Annotated in this window: 9 protein-coding genes; 3 read left to right on the forward strand and 6 right to left on the reverse strand. The window is 39.1% G+C overall.

Going from position 1 to position 18,347, the window contains the following annotated elements; translation table 11 throughout:
* Nucleotides 1-40: 40 nt before the first annotated feature.
* The 6 genes from ACYVM0_RS24515 to ACYVM0_RS24540 form a co-directional block, all read right to left on the reverse strand.
* A complete protein-coding gene (locus ACYVM0_RS24515) occupies nucleotides 41-4,537 on the reverse strand; it encodes a DUF6443 domain-containing protein (protein ID WP_460561649.1) in 4,497 nt (1,498 codons plus the stop codon).
* Between the two features lie 52 nt (nucleotides 4,538-4,589).
* Nucleotides 4,590-5,147 (reverse strand): hypothetical protein, encoded by a 558-nt coding sequence (locus tag ACYVM0_RS24520; protein WP_460561651.1) that lies wholly within the window; start codon nucleotides 5,145-5,147, stop codon nucleotides 4,590-4,592.
* Nucleotides 5,148-5,157: 10 nt separating this feature from the next.
* Complete coding sequence (locus tag ACYVM0_RS24525) at nucleotides 5,158-8,748, reverse strand: RHS repeat domain-containing protein (RefSeq protein WP_460561653.1); 3,591 nt, start codon at nucleotides 8,746-8,748, stop codon at nucleotides 5,158-5,160.
* 88 nt (nucleotides 8,749-8,836) lie between these two features.
* On the reverse strand, nucleotides 8,837-10,270 hold the full coding sequence (locus ACYVM0_RS24530) for a hypothetical protein (RefSeq protein WP_460561655.1): 1,434 nt from the start codon (nucleotides 10,268-10,270) through the stop codon (nucleotides 8,837-8,839).
* A gap of 1,014 nt (nucleotides 10,271-11,284) precedes the next feature.
* On the reverse strand, nucleotides 11,285-11,938 hold the full coding sequence (locus ACYVM0_RS24535) for a hypothetical protein (RefSeq protein WP_460561657.1): 654 nt from the start codon (nucleotides 11,936-11,938) through the stop codon (nucleotides 11,285-11,287).
* Nucleotides 11,939-12,055: 117 nt separating this feature from the next.
* On the reverse strand, nucleotides 12,056-16,150 hold the full coding sequence (locus ACYVM0_RS24540) for a hybrid sensor histidine kinase/response regulator transcription factor (RefSeq protein WP_460561659.1): 4,095 nt from the start codon (nucleotides 16,148-16,150) through the stop codon (nucleotides 12,056-12,058).
* A 238-nt stretch (nucleotides 16,151-16,388) separates the two neighbouring features.
* Between ACYVM0_RS24540 and ACYVM0_RS24545 the strand changes: the two genes are divergently transcribed.
* Genes ACYVM0_RS24545 through ACYVM0_RS24555 form a run of 3 tightly spaced genes read left to right on the forward strand, consistent with a single transcriptional unit; the run spans nucleotide 16,389 to nucleotide 18,316 of the window.
* A complete protein-coding gene (locus tag ACYVM0_RS24545) occupies nucleotides 16,389-16,901 on the forward strand; it encodes a RidA family protein (RefSeq protein ID WP_460561661.1) in 513 nt (170 codons plus the stop codon).
* Nucleotides 16,902-16,940: 39 nt separating this feature from the next.
* Nucleotides 16,941-17,576, forward strand: a complete 636-nt coding sequence (locus ACYVM0_RS24550; protein WP_460561663.1) for a DUF2306 domain-containing protein — start codon at nucleotides 16,941-16,943, stop codon at nucleotides 17,574-17,576.
* Between the two features lie 32 nt (nucleotides 17,577-17,608).
* Nucleotides 17,609-18,316, forward strand: coding sequence for a hypothetical protein (locus tag ACYVM0_RS24555; protein WP_460561665.1), 708 nt, complete (start codon nucleotides 17,609-17,611; stop codon nucleotides 18,314-18,316).
* The last annotated feature ends 31 nt before the right edge of the window (nucleotides 18,317-18,347 follow it).

Genomic DNA, 18,347 nt, shown 5'->3' on the forward strand with positions numbered 1-18,347 from the left:
AGTAGCATCACAATGTTTATTATAAAGATATATTTTGTTTTCATTGTCTTGGAACTGAGATTGTTTGTTTATAATCTGAATTATATAAGTAAATATTTTGGGAATCTACTACTATAGATCTAACTCCATCTTTGGCTTGTCCTGCATCAACTGCCCTTTGATGGTCTTGGTAGTCCCCACTTGCTTCTCCAGGCATTCCTGATGGGTGGCCGCCATTGATTGTGTAAAAAGCCCAAGGCTTTAAAGGATTTCCGGTTGGAATTGTTAGACTCGATGTTTCAGCTACAGGATGAAGATGAGCAGAACCTACTCTGTTAGGTTCATTTCCAGCATCTTGCGGCGCTCCAGTCATATTATTAATTGATACAGCCGGATTATTACCAATTGATACAACACCATCTTTTAAAACCGTGTTTACAACTGCTTCTGCTTTCAGACTATTTCTGGCAATTGATTTACGATTAAGTGTTATACCTGTAGTTTCTGGTATTACATCATTTCCTATTTTCTTCGCTGCGAATTTATTTCTATTATTAATATAAAATTTAGAAATAGATTTAGTGTCATATGTTATTCCAAAACCTTTAAGACTTTCAATTGTTGCACCGCCTTTAGCTAAAGCCGCATTAAAAGCTGCTTCGTTTCTTTCAGAAATTATTACAGGAGTTATTCTTGTGCTTCCATCGCTAATTTTATGAACTTCTTTTCCTCGATTTGTATAATAGATATGATCATTTGGAGCCATTCCATCTTTATCTATAAATCTTATTGGATTATCAAAAGCGTAATTATATGGAGACCATTTTCTCATTTGGTCAGATAGTGGATCAACTTGCCACCACCTGCCTAGTTGCGGGTCTTGTATCCGTGCTCCATAGTCATAAGTTTCTAATCCGCTTCCATCAATGAACTCTTGGTTTTGTAATTCTTTGCCGTTGTACTTCCATTTGCTTTCTAAACAACCCGCAGCTTTGGAACTAATTCCCGCCATCGTCAAACCGAAAGGATAATAATGCGTTTCCTCTAAAATTTGTCCCCTTATATGCGTCACCTGCAGGTTATCAAAGAACACATCTATGTTAGGTGTTTCATTACTAACATATACATAAAGATAGCCATTTTTGTTTATTGGTAGATCATTCTTAACATGGTTGTAAACCGTTTGGTTAGGTGCTGTGCCAAATACACTCTCTGCCGGTACCTGTTCGGCACCACTGCTGCTGGCTACAAATTTAAATTGCTCGTCAAGCAGTATCCAGTTTAGATAGGCTTTTGGCCTTGAACCATCTGGTGTCTGGCTATTTAAAAATTGTGTTGCACCAGGTGTTAAAGCGCCACTGGTTTGTAATTGTGTTGTGGTGGTGCTATGTCCTCCAGATGCACTTACACCACTTACTCCATTTATTAAAGCAGTCAATAAATCAGGTAAAGGGCTTACGGGTGTACCGGGTGTAGCACCATTTGTTTTATACCAGCTGCTTACCTTAATATTAAATTTGTCACCCGCCATCACTTTTAAAATAATGGATGGCCCTATTTTATTGCCACTGCCATTTACTTTGGCAACTTTATCATTAGGGCTGGTAGTGTTATCAACAGGATAGCCTGATGGCTTATCTGTTCTTGTTGCAGTAAGGTTTGCATACAGTAACTCTTCAGTTGTTGCAGCGGCTATTTCCATTGTTGCTGCAGGGTATTGATTTACCTGTTGTTCGTCAGTTAATACTATGCGTACATTACCTAAATGATCTTTCAGCATATAATCATACTGCAGGCTTGCGTCTATTGTACCTGCAGCAGGTTTAAACCTTATCCTTCCTTCTTCCTGTGGAATAAATTGCAATACATCGGTATAGTTTAGTGCCGGATCATATGCACCACCTGCATTGGTTACTTTGGTTTCGTAAACAAAGCCATTCAGGTAGGTAGTGGTTACCGTTCTGTTTACACCAGGCCCACGGGATTCTGAGGTTTGCTTTTGCAATTTATTTCCTTCAGCATCATAGGTATAAGTAATTGTCCGGGAACCATTGATAGAGTTTGGCGATGGTAATAAAGTTATTACTGATGGCAGGTTCAGGTGATTATAGGTAATACTGCTAATGTCTTTATTATTATCCAGTTTTAAATTACCGTTTACATCGTAATCATAATCTGCTGTTGAAGTAGTTTTTACCGGCACATTCTGCTGGTAAATAGTTGAGGCTCTAAAGTCACCAAGTTTGGTACCAGCATCATTTACACCATCTATTACATTGAGTAGTTTATTACTGTTGAGAAAGTAATTATAACTTAGCTTATCTATGTAATCACTGGTATTTATTTTTAGCCCCTTTTGCCACATGGTTAAAATATTTCCATTGGCATCATAACTCATATTGCTCATGCTAAAATCAACCAGGGCACTTTTATCAAAAGCAGCTCCGTTGTATTGGTTAAAGTCTGCAGATAAAATCCTGTTAGCCGCATCATACGCAAAATCATATTTGCGTTTTTCTCCATCACCTTTACTCTTCCACACCATACCTTCAATATTGCCATTGTATTGAGGGCTGGTGTAAGTTTGGCTATTAATAATCCCGTTATTCGTTTTGTCATATCCTAAATCAAATCCAAAATAATTGCTGCTGTTATTGTCTTTTGCATAATCTCTGTTAGCACCCAGCATCCAGCCACGGATATTGTAATCGTAAGTAAGGGTTTCTAATCCTGTATTACTATTGTATTGTGGGGCCAGTTTTTTAGTCTTTAATTGCCCGAGTGCATTGTATGCGTTTTCTGCAGTGGTCTTGTAATCAGGCATTGCATTAAGTACGCCATTAACTTTTACCAATGTATTGCTTACTTTCTTTTCTGTTTTAACCAGCCTGCCTAAATCATCATAACTCATCTGGCTTACTACTACTGTGGTTTGTGCATTCGTACCTGCTTTTTCCTGTTTTTGTATCATCACCAGTGGTTGCCCTGCCCAGGTATATTGGGTAGTGGCAATATCAGTACCGCCGGTTATATTGGTGCTTTGGGTTTGTATTACACGGCCTTTATCATCATAAAAACTTACGGTATACAGGTAGGTGTTAATGGTACCTAATACTTTTATCCTGCTTCCGGTAGGCAGCGCTTTTATATTGGCTGATTGTGTGTTGGTTTGTGGGTAAGGCCAGTTAGCGTTAGAGGCTGTTTGAAAATAACTATCGTAGCCGCTGTTATAACTATTGGGCAAAGGATTGCTGTAACCGGCAAGCCAGGTGTAATCGTTATAAAATGTACGGGTTAATTCTTCATTGCTATATGAAGCTATATTAGGGTATGCTGTACTGGCATAAGCTGCATTTAAATGATAACTAAGGTTAGTGTAATTAGTTGGGTCAGTTATTAATCCTGTTGCTACCGGCCTGTTTAAATTATCGTATTGCGTGTACATCCACTTTTTTTGTGCGGTGCTTCGCATGTTGGCATCCTGCGTCATTACCAACCTGTCCAGGTTATCATACACCATCCACACTTCACCTGCACCTGGTACTTTCTTTTTGATCATGCGGTTGCGTTGGTCGTACTCGTAGCGGAAACATTGTTCATCCAGTAATACAGTTGTCAATGTCCATGTGGGGTTTGCTGGATTACTAATTGTTTTTACCCCTTCAGGTTGTATTACACACCTTAAATTACCCAGGTCATCATAAATATAATAAGTGCATAGCCAGCCTGTGTAGTCTTTTCCGGTGCCATCATCAGCGGTGGCGGTTAGTTGTACTTTCTTTAAAATTACTTTGCCTTCTTTGTCTTTAAATTCTATTACCTGTTTTTTATTTTCATCAGTGGTAATGGTTTTATACAGTTCGCCGGCAGGGTATATTGCAGTAGAGGCATAGGTTCCAAATACACCTATAGTTGCATTATCGGTTACAGACCAGATATGTACTGCATCTGTTGTTGTATTGATGACATATTGTACTTGTACATTTCTTTGTGGTACTGTGGTGCTTCCTTCACTGCCTGCCCAGCTATTGCCCGGTGCATACGTATCCGTTACCCTGTTTAGTGGCGAAGGTTCAAAATTGGTCTTGCTATAGAAAAAAGTTTCGCCCTGGTTATAAATTGGGGAAGCAGCACTGGCTGAGTTATAAAAACTAACCAGGTCTGTAAAGGGAGTTGATTTAAACGAACCATCTGTTGCAGTTGATTTGTAAGGCAGCCACTTATATTGCTCACGACCAAATTCATCATACTCTACAGGGCTTACCATATCGGTGGGTGCCGATCCTGTTACAAGCGAGCCTTGTTTAATCACTGTTTGCAATGGCCTGCCTAAACCATCAACGTATTGTGTTACTTGTTTTACATCTTTTAATGGCCTAGTCATTAAGGTATTGGGATCCTGCTCAGGTGCTGTGGCATCCCAGGTACGTACAAAGCTTACAAGTGTACCAGTGGGGTAGTTCGTACCGGTATGTTGCGCCGCCACTTGTTGTGCATTTAACAGGTAGATGATACCTACCGAAAATACCTTTACCATATTTTTATAACCTTTTCTCATTGATGAAAAGTTTTGTTTTTTATCAGCTGATTATTTTTTGGTCTCTCTTTTATTAATCCTGTAAGAGGTTATACAGTGTTGCACCTCCTACCCTTGTTTGTGCATTCAAAATACCTACTAATGCCCCATCTGTCCAGATAATAAATTTATTCCCTGGCCCAGCCACATCCTGGTCAAAATGGTTGTTGCTATCCTTACTGGTTAACCATTTAAATAACCCCTGTTGCTGGCTGCCCGATGTTTTACGGGTATAGTAGCCATCGGTTACAATGATAGTATTGCTCAATATGCTCCTGTACCATTGTTGTAATGCGGTTTTGTTTTGTGGTAAATAACCATCTTCGTAAGAAGGTGTGGCTATAATTACCAGCGAACCGTTATAAGCTATATTCAATGAATCCAGCGAATGCAACAAAGAATCATTTGATGCATTCTGCTGAACAGGTAATGTTATCACCAATATTTTTTTGCCCTGGTATGCAGTAAGTGGTTTGTTTACACCTTCTATTGTGGTTACCGAATGAGTGTAAACAGTTTGTGCCTGCAATGCGCCACTTATGACCAGAAGGCTGAGAATAAATGTTATTTTAGACATAAGTATCTTTTTCATGTTATTGCGTTTATTCTACATTGTTTGATATAGTAATAGAATTACAGGTACTGGTAGACACGCCTACGTTGAAGAATGTAGCTGATGTACCTACAATGGTCTGTTTAAAACAACCCGATTTAAAGGTCATACTCATATTACTGCCAGGTTTTGCTATGGTAAGGGTGTAATTACCCGCGGGCACTGTACCCAAAGTTTGGAGACCGGATGCTGTTGAAATGGCAAAATTATAAGTGAACCCTGTTGTAGTATTGTAATAACTTGCTGTAAAACCAGGAGCACTATTGGTATTAGTTGAAGTTAAATTAACATACACCGGAAGCGGACAGGCTGTTGGATTTTGTGCTACCTGCACCCACCGTTTATCATTATAAAGTGGCGGGGTATTACTACAGGTATTTACATTTACCTGCTCTTGTTCCTGGTAACCTGTGTTTTGGCCCGTTGCATCAAGTTGGCAACGTAGTGGTGTTGTGGTGTTTTGCCAAATAGGCGAAAAATTAGTACAAATAGTACAGTTTTCAGGTTGCCCGGCATAATTATAGCAGATTTTCTTGAGGATATTATTATCGTGATCTTTTATGAGTGCCAATCGGCCTAACCCGTCGTAATTGTAATAGGTAATGCGGCCCCGTGGATCGGTAATTGAAGTCAGGCCATAAACATTATCATACGTGTAACTTGTTACCAGCGCATTGGGGAGTCCGGTTCTGATTTTATTTAATTCAGTTCTTAATGCGTCATCACTTGCGGGAGCATTAAGCACTGAAAGGTCTACCAGGCCTGAGGCGGTAGCATAATCTGCACCGGTTACAGTTGCTACAGGGTATTGCTTATCATAACCCCATAAAAAAGTTTCTTTTATTCCGTTAGGCTTTTGTTTTTCCAGAAGATTTCCATAGGCATCATATGCATTATAGTTTTCCCTTGTTTCTATTGGATTGCCTGCAATTTGTTCCTGTACACTTTGAGGTACAAAAACGCCAGTAGAAGGTTGGAAATAATTACTTTTTACAACATTAGCCGTATTGCCATTGTGTGTCTCTGTTGTAGAAATAATAGTAGAATACTTATGGGCGGCCATTAAGAAAACATATGCCGGTAAATTATCATTAGGATAAGAGTAGGTAATTGTTTTATTTGTTCCATCAGAGCTCGTTGTCTGAGAAGTTTTAAGTTGATTAAAAGAATCGTAAGTGTATGTTGAAGTGTTTGTTAAAGTGTTGCCGTTTGAATACGTTGTTTCTACTTTTGAATCCATCTGAGCGTTAAAAGATTTAGCAGGCGAAACAAATAAGTTTACGGGTCGTAACCCTCCCGAGCCAGCCCCTCCATTCGGACCACCCGAACACGATGGATAATTAAATCCTCCGTCACGGTTCTGTATCGCTTTTACATCATAAAAATTATTGGTATAGTTCGCCAAATGATAAGTATAGTCAACAGATTTTAAAAGCGTGTTACTGTTATCATAATATTTTTCTCCCATTAATTTCCCTTCAAGATTCATAGAAGGTGTGGGTGGAAATAATTTATTACTCATATCAAGCCATAGGGCATAATTTTGGGGTATCCACGGCGATATATAGGGAGGAACTGTTTCATTTGGTGATAAATAAGGTGGCGCAATATCAACACCTGCACCGTTATTTGAATAATTTGATGAAGCAGTAACTGTATTAAATGTTTTAACTACAGAGCCATTAGGCTGCCCTGCATTATCTTTTTCAATAACTGATATCTGACTGTATCCTACTAGCATATCATTTGCATTTACGGCACCGCTGGTAGTTAATTTCAGGTGTGGTGATTGTGGGCTTGAATTACAGGCACCTAATGGACTTTCAGAAGTCAGGTATTTTATGGCACCCATATATTTGCCGCCGGAATAACTATATTCTTTCGTACCCACCAACTGGGTTCCAATATAATTTTTTATTGTTTTTACTCTTAATCCTCCTCCCGTAATAGCCGTAGTAGGCGCCATTGTTGACTGATGTGGTTCATAAGTGAATTCAGTTCTACCGCCCGTGGGATAACCAATTTCTGTCAACATCATTGCCTGCATAGCATTTCCATCGCATTCCCTGTTAAATCCAATTAGTGAACCTCCACCAATGCCATTCAGAAAGCCCTGATTAAAAATATATGAGTTGCCAAGCAATGTGTAAGGTATGAGGTGAGTGAAACCATAACCGTTGGTTCCATTAGCCACACCATTGTTATATCCCCAATGGTCCTGCGATAACGAATATTTATCAATTGCATTCTCATTATAAGTAAATGTGTAAGGGGTTTGTGCACTTGTACCGTTACTAATGGTAACACTATTTAATTTTAGTCTTGAATTAGAGGTCTTCAGATATTCAAGTTGGTCCATATTATTTGGTAATGAGTAGAAGAGACTATTTAAATAGGTTCGGCTACTGGCATTGATAGAGGCTTGAAAATAACTGTAATTGAATGTACAAGTCTTTTTAACTGTATTTGTTAGCTTGTCTGTAACTTTAACCTGGCTTAGTTTCCTGCTACCAAGGCCATATAAATCTGTTCTCGTATCCAAAACAAAATCAACAGCAACGGTAGAAGTTTCCATTCGGGTGAGGTAATAGGTATTCTGGATATTAATGTTTTGGTATGTTTCACTAGCAGCAGTTGTAGTTGCTGTATTGATTTCATAATCAATTGAGGTATTCATTGTAAATGCAGGCACAACGGGACCAAAATTAGTATAGCTGTACTGAATATAATCTCCTGTTGGGTGAAGCACTTTAGTAAGCAGCCATGCAGAAGTTGATGTAGAAGGTACTACCGGCGAACCTGTTAAAGTATTGGTGGTAGTTTCAGCCTGTTCAAACAAATAGGTATTGCCTTCAGTATCTTTTATTGACCACTTTGTAATATTATGAGCATCTACAGTATAAGTAATAAAACAAAAACTCTTTTCGCCAATAAATTTAATATCCCCACTTATTTTATCAACATAAAAAGTCAGCGAATGCCCAAGAAAATTAGCCCGGAAAATATCTGGTTCCCCAAGACCAAATTGAGTCATGTCTGAAATGGCCTGTCCGTTATAAAAATTAGGATCTGGACAATTACCTATATTAGGTTCACAAAAAGTTGCAGGCGTAAATATGGAATTTTCACCCGAATTACCCAATCGTGAAAATATCTGGCTCATTCCAGAGGCCAACGTGGTTTGACTTCCTAAAAAATAGGAAAGATTACAAAAATCAATAGCCCCACGGGTTTCTACTGTTATTCGGCCTCCTGCATTAAGGTCAAACCCTAAGCCTACCCAAGAAGCTTCCTGGTTTACTCTAACGGGGTTTGACTGATAGGATATTGCTATAGGCGATTCTAAAAACCTACTTTTTAGGTTATATATCGGGATGCTGATATTCGTAGTGCCGGTAAATTCACTTACCTGGGTATTACCATATCTTTCAAAAGCCGCAGATTCTGGTGCCTTGGGTATATTGACATTTACAAATCCTTTATTAGGGTCGGTATTTGTTGGCCCTTGAGCAAATAGAAAATGATTGCCTGCAAACAAAAAGCAGCATGTCAGAAAATATTTGTTGAAAGCTTTTCTCATAATATTCTTTTGTAATTCTGTATTATTTGAATTCAGTTTTTAAAATCTCAAAATTCATTTTAATTATTTCTTTGTTTATTTCTTTCCCTCACTTTATATCATATCCGATTCTAAACAGCACCGGCTGTGTTACCGGCACATGCTGCCTCGCCAGCATATCATACAACAATTGCAGCTTTGTTCCCTTCGTCCACTTGGTTTTTACAGTTATCTTCTTAGTCAATCCTACCAGTCCGGCATTTTGCCAATCATTAAAAGATTGCAACTGCTGAATATTTTTAAAGGCTGCATTGTAATTCATTTCGTATCCACCGCTTAGGTAAAACTGTTTTTTCAGTTTCCAGTCTACAAAACTCCGCAGGCCAATACCCTGGTGGCTGATGCTGATATGTTGAATGCTACCTAACCCCATTTTGTAGCTAGCGCCAAGGCCGATAACTGACTTGTCATTCAATTTATAGCCAAGGCTTAATCCAATATCTGCAGTAGTGGGCACAAGGCTGTTGTTTTTTGCAAACTGAAAATTGTTGCTGAATTCCAACCGTTGTTTGAAGGTTTGTGTTTTGGTTTGATTAGGTTTAAAATCGGGTATCTCAGTATTGTTACCACGAGCCTTTAGTACTTTATCTTTTAATTTATTCAGTTCTGCCTGAGCCGACTGGATGTTTTGCATAATTTGTTCACGGGCGTTGGGGCCTCCGGCTGCAATCTGTTCCTGTATTAAAGCGTTTACACTGGCCCTTGTCTGTAAGCCAGATAGATTTGGCGTTGCGCCGCTACCAGATGGAGAGCCAAATAGTTTTGCCAGCATACCATTCTGCTGCACAAATTTTGTAAAGGCAGGTATCTTGTTTAAGATAGTAAGCGCTGTTTCTTCTGCTTTCTTTTTATCGTTAAAAATGGCTTTGTAATTTTTCAGGGTCTCTATGTAGTAGTAATTTTCTTTGGATATCTTTTGCAGGTATTTATTATTGCCCAGGTATTGCAGCGCCTGATCCATTAATTGCTTTCTCCGTTCTTTAATGAACTGTTGCATTGCTTCACTACCGGTTTCCTGTTCTTCCAGTTCTTCTGTTTTTTGTTTGGCTTTTTTTACCGGGGCAATTAGTTTTTCATCCAGTTTTTCTTTTTGCTGCTCTAAGTAGCCTAAACTAGTGGTTAGTTTATCCCTGTATTCGTCATATTTCATTCTTTGCGCCGCATCCACAGCTTCGCCTTTCTTATATTTTTCTAATGCTGCCGCAAACGTGAGTTGATTATTGGCAAAGAGGCGTTGGGCGGCTTCGGGATTTACTTTCAGCAAAAGGCTGTGGATTTTATTTTCCCATTTGCTGAGTTTGGTTAATGTTTTTTCAGTTTTATTGGCAATGCGGTTGCTGTATTTGTCTATTTTTTTATCTACCTGATGTATGTATTTTAAAGGAACCTGTTGCAGAGATTGCAATACAGAATCTGTTTGGCCTTCGCTACTATACGAGGTACCAATAAGCAGTATTAATATAAAGAGCCGGGTACGACTCATAAGGTAGTTGGTTTAATTGTTTTACAAAGGTTTTTATTAGGATTGATTTAACCTTGTGAAAAACCTCAGCATTTTCTGTTGTTTTTCCCAAATGCCTGATCTGTCGCAAATTATCTATCCGTAATCAATACTCCTACATTAACTTAGTAACTGTGCCATTTTCCAAGATAAGTGCGTCAGAAATCCAGATAACTGTTAAGCCCGGCCAATTAAAATAGTTTCATTGGTTCAATACTTATATGCAATACAATAGTATTTGCATAACTGCATTAATTTTGAACACTTCAGTACACTGCAATTACAGCAGACCTATGAACTTCCAGATTTGTTTCAGATAATTGTTTCGTTAGGACCGAAGGTTGATTTTTTTTCTATGGGCACTTATTCTATATGTAGTGTTGGCTACACTGTTATTAAAACATATTTTTATCAACTCTAAAATAAAAGTATACGAAGTTTTTGAATAAACAATATTTTAAATGTTCTTTTTTAAAACTTTTTATACCTCTATATTGTTCACCATATTTTTACTGGCTGGTTCTAGTGCGTTTAGCCTTTACAGTAAAAATATTCTACAGGTTAATTGTATTACCCGCTTTTTTCTTTTAACAAAAGTATTGTTCTTTATAATGCTAAGTATTGAGGTTATCACCTGCTTTATATACGTAGTAGTACCTAATTACCTCTCTTATCCGCCTTCTTACCCTGTTCAGCCAGCGTCTTCATTTCTGCCGGATGAATATGCTGCCAGGTAAGGTTCAAAGCTTTCTGGCATAGTTTTTCTAATTCTAATGCTAGCGTATATACACCATGTTATCTTTATTAGGTTTGTGAGTCATTGCCGAAATATTTTTCCAAACGATTTGACCGGCATAGGTAAATGATGATGGGCCTAATGCAATACTCGTTGTCCGGAGTAGCTCTCCGTATTGTGCAGATTTTGCTTTAATCACTAAGTTATAGAATAAACAAGCGCAGTGTAGTACTGCGCCTTTGAAAAATATTTATACTGATTTATTTTTTTGTTTTATCCATTTCCTGTTGTACCATTTGTTCCCAGTTATCATCAAAAGTAACATTGGTAAAAGTGCCCCTTTGTATTTTTATTTCCACCGGATGGTGCCTGGTTTTACTCGCCAGCATTATGGGCATTGCAGGAATAACCAGTTCATCAAATGTTCCGCTGATACTCCATTTGTGGCCACCCTGGTGGTTATCGCCTAAATCTTTACATTCAGTAATGTTTACTTTATAGTTGGTGAGCTTAGGTTTAGCGCCTGCTTCTTCGCCATATATTTCTGTATACCGATTGCCGGGCCTTTTAAAATTCATACCTACAATAGGGTAAGTGCCGGGTTTAAGCGCCATTAAAAAATTTAATATTAAACTGGCTTTACTTGTAGCGCCACCCGGTGCTGTAAAAGTAACCAGGTAATCGGCACCCGGCTGCAATTTTTCTTTATCTTTTTGTAAGAGTGCGGTACCTCCCAGATCGATGGGGCTCCCTTCAACAAAAATTCTTGTAGGTAATGGCGAAGTGGCACCAGGAGGGGTGTTGAGCGCTGTCTGGCTGTTACCGATTGTTGGTGCTGCTGCATTATTTTCGCCACCTGATCCATTGCATGCCAATAAAAAAACGGCTGCTGAAAAAACAAATACCCTTTTCATCAAGCTAAAATATTTAAAGATGAAATTACAACTTTTTTTAAATGGCCTTATTAAATATTAATGCAGTTGATTTTTTAAAATAAAGTTTTTATGCCCGGGTATTTTTATCGCTTTTAGTTAAGTGTTCGTTCTCCATTCCTGTGGCGTTACCCCATGCTCCTGCTTAAATATTCTGGCAAAATAGCCGGGATCGTTATAGCCGCATTCCAATGCAATGGAAGCTATACTATTAAGCGGGTCTCTCAATAATTCTTTGGCCTTGTTCAAACGAATCATACGAATGAATTTATTGGGTGAACAACCTGTTAGTGCATCCAGTTTACGGTGCAGTTGTGAGTGGCTCATGAAAACCAGTTTACATAGTTGCTCTACAGTAAAATCAGTTTCAGTTATGTGTTGTTCCACCGCTTCTCTTACTTTTTTTACAAAATCATCTTCAGTTGTAGTATTACTGCCATTAGTTTCGGCAGTTATTGGCTCAGGCGAGGCCCCAATATTTAATCCTGCTTTTTTAAGGTAGTAGTGTTGCAGGGCTTGCCGCAGCTCCAGCAATTTTTTTATGCGTATCAATAATTCTTCCCTGTTAAAGGGCTTTTCCAGGTATACATCTGCACCTTGCTGCAGGCCTTCCATTTTGCTTTCCATATCGGCCTTTGCGGTAAGCATTATGATGGGAATATGACTGGTATGCTCATCGCCACGTAACTGCCTGCACAATTCAAATCCATCTACAAAGGGCATCATTACATCGGTAATAATTAAATCAGGAATGATTTCTTTTGCTATTTCAAACCCTTCTCTTCCATCTTTACCTACAGCAAGCCGGTAATCGGGCAGGCAGGATGCCGTGTAGGCCACAACGTCAGCATTGTCTTCCACCAATAAGATCAGTGGCTTTCCGGAATCCTGCTTTTCATCAGTTACTGTAGTTGTATTGTTGAGGTTTACGGTGGCTGCATACATGTCTTTTGCAGGGGCATGCTCAATAGCCTCATCTGCAGCAGGTAATTTTTTTAACGGTAGTACCACAGTAAATTCGGTTCCTTTTGTAGCACCTGTAGGCGGGCTCTTGACCGTAATTTCTCCCTCCATTAGTTTCACCAGTTCTTTTGTTAAAGCCAGGCCAATACCGGTGCCTTCTGTTTTTCGTGTATGGCTGTTATCCAGTTGATAAAATCTGTCGAAGATATTTTGTAACTGACTTTCCGGTATGCCCACTCCTGTATCCTTTACCTTGATGATGACCGTTGATTTCAATTTATCTTTTTGCGAACTACTTTCACTTACCGTGATGTAGATATTTCCTTTTTCCGGTGTAAATTTTAATGCATTGGACAACAGGTTGGCAATGATCTGTCTTACTTTTTCAGGGTCATACGCAATATATAAGGTATCCATTTCTGCCAAAAAATGCAGTTGCTTTTGCTGGCTTTCGGCCAGCGACTGAAAAGATTCCACTATATACCGCAGGAAATTAATTACATCGCCGTTTACCAGTTGCAGTTGCATTTTACCTGTTTCCAGTTTTGATAGGTCGAGCATTTCATTTACCAGGTTAAGCAGGTTTTGCCCGTTACGGATGATCATATCTATACCATTTTGCAAATGCGCCTGCGGATTAATTTTTACCTGTTGCGCCATACCCAGTATAACGGTAAGCGGAGTACGAAATTCGTGGGTGATATTTGTATAGAGCTGTGTTTTTACGGTATCCAGTTCTTTTATTCTTTTTGCTTCAATTTGTTCAAAATTTAATTGCGATTTTAATTTGGCCCTGTTAACAGTAAATTTAAAATAAGCCCTGATGCCCAAACCCAGTAACAAAATATAAGTTAAATAAGCCCACCAGCTGCGCCACCAGGGTGGCAACACAGTAATTTGCAGTTCAGCCATTTTATCGTTCCAGATGCCCTGGCTGTTGCTGCCCTGCACTTTAAAAATATATTTGCCTGATGGTAAGTGCAGGTAGGTGGCCGTACGTCGTGTCCCACTTTCTACCCACACTTTATCTATGCCCACCAATTGATACCGGTATTTGTTTTGAGTAGGTGCAGTAAAGTCAAGTGAAGAAAATTCCAGTGTCAATATATCCTGTAAATAATTTAAGGTGATGCTTTGTGTTTGCTCAATATTATTTTGTAAAACCCCTGTGTTGTCATCTGCTGTTACTGTTGTGTTGTTTATGAGTATATTGGTGATAAACACATTGGGTTTAAAACCGGTTGCCAGTATTTCTTTCGGGTTAAAAATATTCAACCCGTTAACTCCGCCAAAAGCCAGGTTACCATTGGGTAATTTTGCATAGGCCCCGGTATTAAATTCATCGCCCTGTAGTCCGTATGCCTTTGTAAAATTCCTGAACTCCCAACGGGTACTGTCTTTGTTGTTATTTGCCAGTAAACAAAAGATACCATTATTGGTACTGCCCCAGATATTTTTTGCTTCATCTGCCAAAGTACCATAGAGTACATCATCGGGCAGGCCATCCTTTGTTGTAAGATGAATAAAATTGCCGGTAATTTTATTCATCCTGTTTAATCCGCCACCCTTGGTGCATATCCATATATATTTATCGGGCTCAGCAGGGTCATCCATAAAACAGGATACATGGTTATAGTTAAGCGAATTGCGGGTATTGGCTTCATTATAATACCATTTTACCGCAAGTACTGTTTCGCTGGTATTAAACTGAACTTTTGCAAAACCATCCTGCGTACCTATCCAGTAAGTACCCTGCCCGTCTTCATAAATAGCAGTGCAAATGGTAATGGAAGATCCCCGTTTTACATTGTTTACATTTATAGAAAAACTATCTATGCTGCCGGTAGTAGCTTGTATCCTTCTAAAGAGGCCGCCACGTACTGAAAACCAGATATACCCTTTGCTATCTTCCAGCATGGGTTGTTTATCGCCGCTGGGTTCATTGGTACATACAAAATGCTTTGTTAACCTACCGGAAACAGGATCGTAATCGTAATAACCCTTATATCCTTCTGCCTCTGACTTAAACCAGTATTTACCTGCTTTGCTGATTAAAAAATTATCTACCTGTGATAGTTGAGGGAATTTATGAAAAGGATTTTTTTCAATTCCCTGTTCACTTATTTTTATCCAGTTGTAGCCAAAATCGCCGGTGTAAATGATATTGCCTTTGCCTGGTTTTATCCATCTTACACTATAGCCTTCCAGCAGGTGCTGGTTGAATTTGCCATCGGTATTGTATTTACGCAATCCATACCCCATGGAACCCGACCATACAATACCCGAACGATCAATGATAAAAGGAAACAGCACTCTCATACTATCTGCAAAGTGCAAATCCCATTGTAAAGGTTTGCCTGGCTCCCGTTTGGTTATATCATATTTAAACAATTCACGATAATGGTTCCTCCACAAAACACCCCTTGGCCGCAGGAGGATATTGCCTGCCGGAATTTTACTGGTATCAAACAACGGATATGTTGCTGTATCATCCGATAAAAAATAATTTGTACTGGTAAGAACTGCCCCTCCTTTGGTGATATACCCATCGTTAAGCAGGTGACCGTTCTTTAATGTAAGAAACATATTTTTAGCAGCGTCAAACCGGTACACTGATCCATCAAAGCCTCCTATCCACATATTACCATTCTTATCTTTTCCCATAGCATATACATCAGTATTACCAGGCAGCCTCAATCTTGTTATGTGCAGGGAAGAAGGTTTGTCAAAAAAATCACCCGGCATATCAATAATATTGAAACCGCCACCATATACTGCCACAAGTACCCGGCCATCCGGCAGTTCCGCTATACTTCTTATTGCGTTTCCGGAAAGACTTGCCGCATCGGCCGCTATATTCTGAATGCGAAAAAAAAAGCCGCTCTTTTTATCATATACATTTATACCTGCATCTTCTGTACCTATCCATAGCCTGCCTTTTGAGTCTTCGGATAATTTTACAAGGGTGTTACTGCTAAGACTGTGAACATTGTAGGGGTCGTTACTAAAAACTTTAAAACTATAGCCATCGTAGCGGTTTAACCCGTTTTTGGTGGCCACCCAGATAAAGCCTTCTTTATCCTGCAGGATGTCAAATATCATTCCCTGCGATAATCCCTGTGCAGTGGAGATGGTTTCATAATCCGGTGTTTTTTGTGCATTCGCAATTAAACCCCACCAGAGTACAGCAAGCGTAAAAATTACTTTCAGGGAGATAAGGGGTTTGTGCATTTGCTTATAAAGATAAACGGAATGTGATTTTTTATAGCATTGACCAAAAAGAATTCGTTTGTGGTTTTTGTAAAATGACGAATTTATCCTGATGCTGCACAATTTGTCCGGTTAAATGCTAAAAATGTATCCTACAAAGATGGATATATACTCACCGGGAGTTGCTACAGGTAAGAACTTTACAATATTCCCCTCCCCTGCAAACGATCCCTATTTTTTTAAACACAAACCTTAAACAATGAAAAGAATTTCTTTTTCAGCATTACTCCTGTGTAGTGCTTCACTATCATTTATAAGCTGCAATACCGCAGACACCAAAACAACTGCAACTACTGAAACTACTGCAAAACCAGCCGCCACAGCAGCACCTGAATATTTTAACCTGCGCCCCAAACTGGAAAAAGAATATGGTTATACCCATGCCGTAAAAATTGGTGACGACCTTAAAATTTCCGGTGCAGTAAGTATGACTGACTCGGGAACTATCATTGGCGCAGGCAATATGGAATTACAAATGAAGAATTGCTACAGCGACCTGCAAAAGATATTACAACATTATGGCTATACAATTGATGATGTGGTGGCAGAGAATATTTATACCACCAATATGGATGAATTCATCAAGGTATCCGGTTACCGCAATTCCATTTACAAAAAGCAATTTCCAACGGGTACCTGGTTAGAAGTAAAAGGGCTGGCTTTACATGATCAGCTTATTGAGATAGATATGGAAGCACATAAAGTAAAATAACCATTGCACCTGGTTCATTAACAATAAATACTTATTACTATGGCACAATCAAAACTGGTAGCACTGCAACAGCGTCAATCTTATGTAAGATGGGTGGTTGTATTATTGCTTATTGCAGTTGCCGGCAAATTTGTAATACAGCATGCTATACCTTATTTTGGTTTTAATAAAGAAACCTTTGGCCGGTACTGGAATTTTAAATGGTCGTTGATAGGGCATATTTCCTGCGGCATCCTTGCTTTGCTGATCGGGCCTTTTCAATTCTGGAAAGCATTTCGTAACAGGTACCTTACTACTCACCGCCTGATGGGCCGCATTTATTTAATTGCTATTGTAACAGGTGCGGCCTGCTCCACTTATCTTGCCTGGACAAGCGGCATAAGAGTAAATTTTTCCTGGGCCCTGGGTTTACAGGCCCTGGCGTTTGCATGGATCAGCACGGCAGGTATGGCGTATATCTCGGTAATGCGTGGCCGCATACAGCAGCACAGGGAGTGGATGATAAGAAGCTATGTGGTAACCTTTGCGTTTGTAACCTTCCGCTTTCTTAATGATTCTTCTATTGCTATCAGCCTGATGCAGAAATTTGACGAGAGAGGCCCCGCAATAATCTGGTTTAGCTGGACGATTCCCTTATTTATTACAGAAATTGTATTAAGCTGGAAAAAGAAATAACAGCCTGTAAAATTGATTGATAAAATCAAAACATGAAACCTGGTCAACCAAAACTACGCTTTGAAATTTCCGGCTACTATTTTATCGGGCTGATAGCACTGGTAGTACTGGGTTTCTGGCCTTCTTATTTTGCAAAGTTCTTTAATGGTACTGCTGATTTTAATTTCTATTTTCATTTTCATGCCAGCATGGTAATACTATGGATCGCCATGCTTATCACACAACCTTTACTGATACGAAAGAAAAAGTTAGCCTTGCACCGGTTGATCGGTAAATTGTCTTATGTTGTATTTCCCCTGATTTTTATTTCTGTGATATTACTGGTGCACAGCCGCCATAATATTGACCAGGAGGATTTAGACATCCGTTTATTTGTTCCTTTTAAAGACCTCATTATTTTAGCAACAGCTTATTACATTGCCATACGATACCGGCATGATATCAATCTTCATGCAAGAGGTATGGTAGCAACGGGAATCGTATTTATTGAGCCGGCATTGGTACGATTCATCATGAATACATTTGGAACCAGCCTGGCTGCCTATTTATGCACTATTGGAATTATTTATGCGCTCCTGGTGGTATTAATGATAGCAGAGCGTCATCAAAAAAGAGGCCGGTGGGTATTCCCTTTAATTCTTGTTTTGTATATACTTGTGCACAGCGTAATCATTTTTAATGTTCATATCGGCATATGGGAAGCTTTTTGTAAATGGTTTATTGTTTTACCCTTAACATAAATACGGATAAATTAAAACAGGGAGCATGAGG

This window comes from Ferruginibacter profundus (assembly GCF_054783275.1).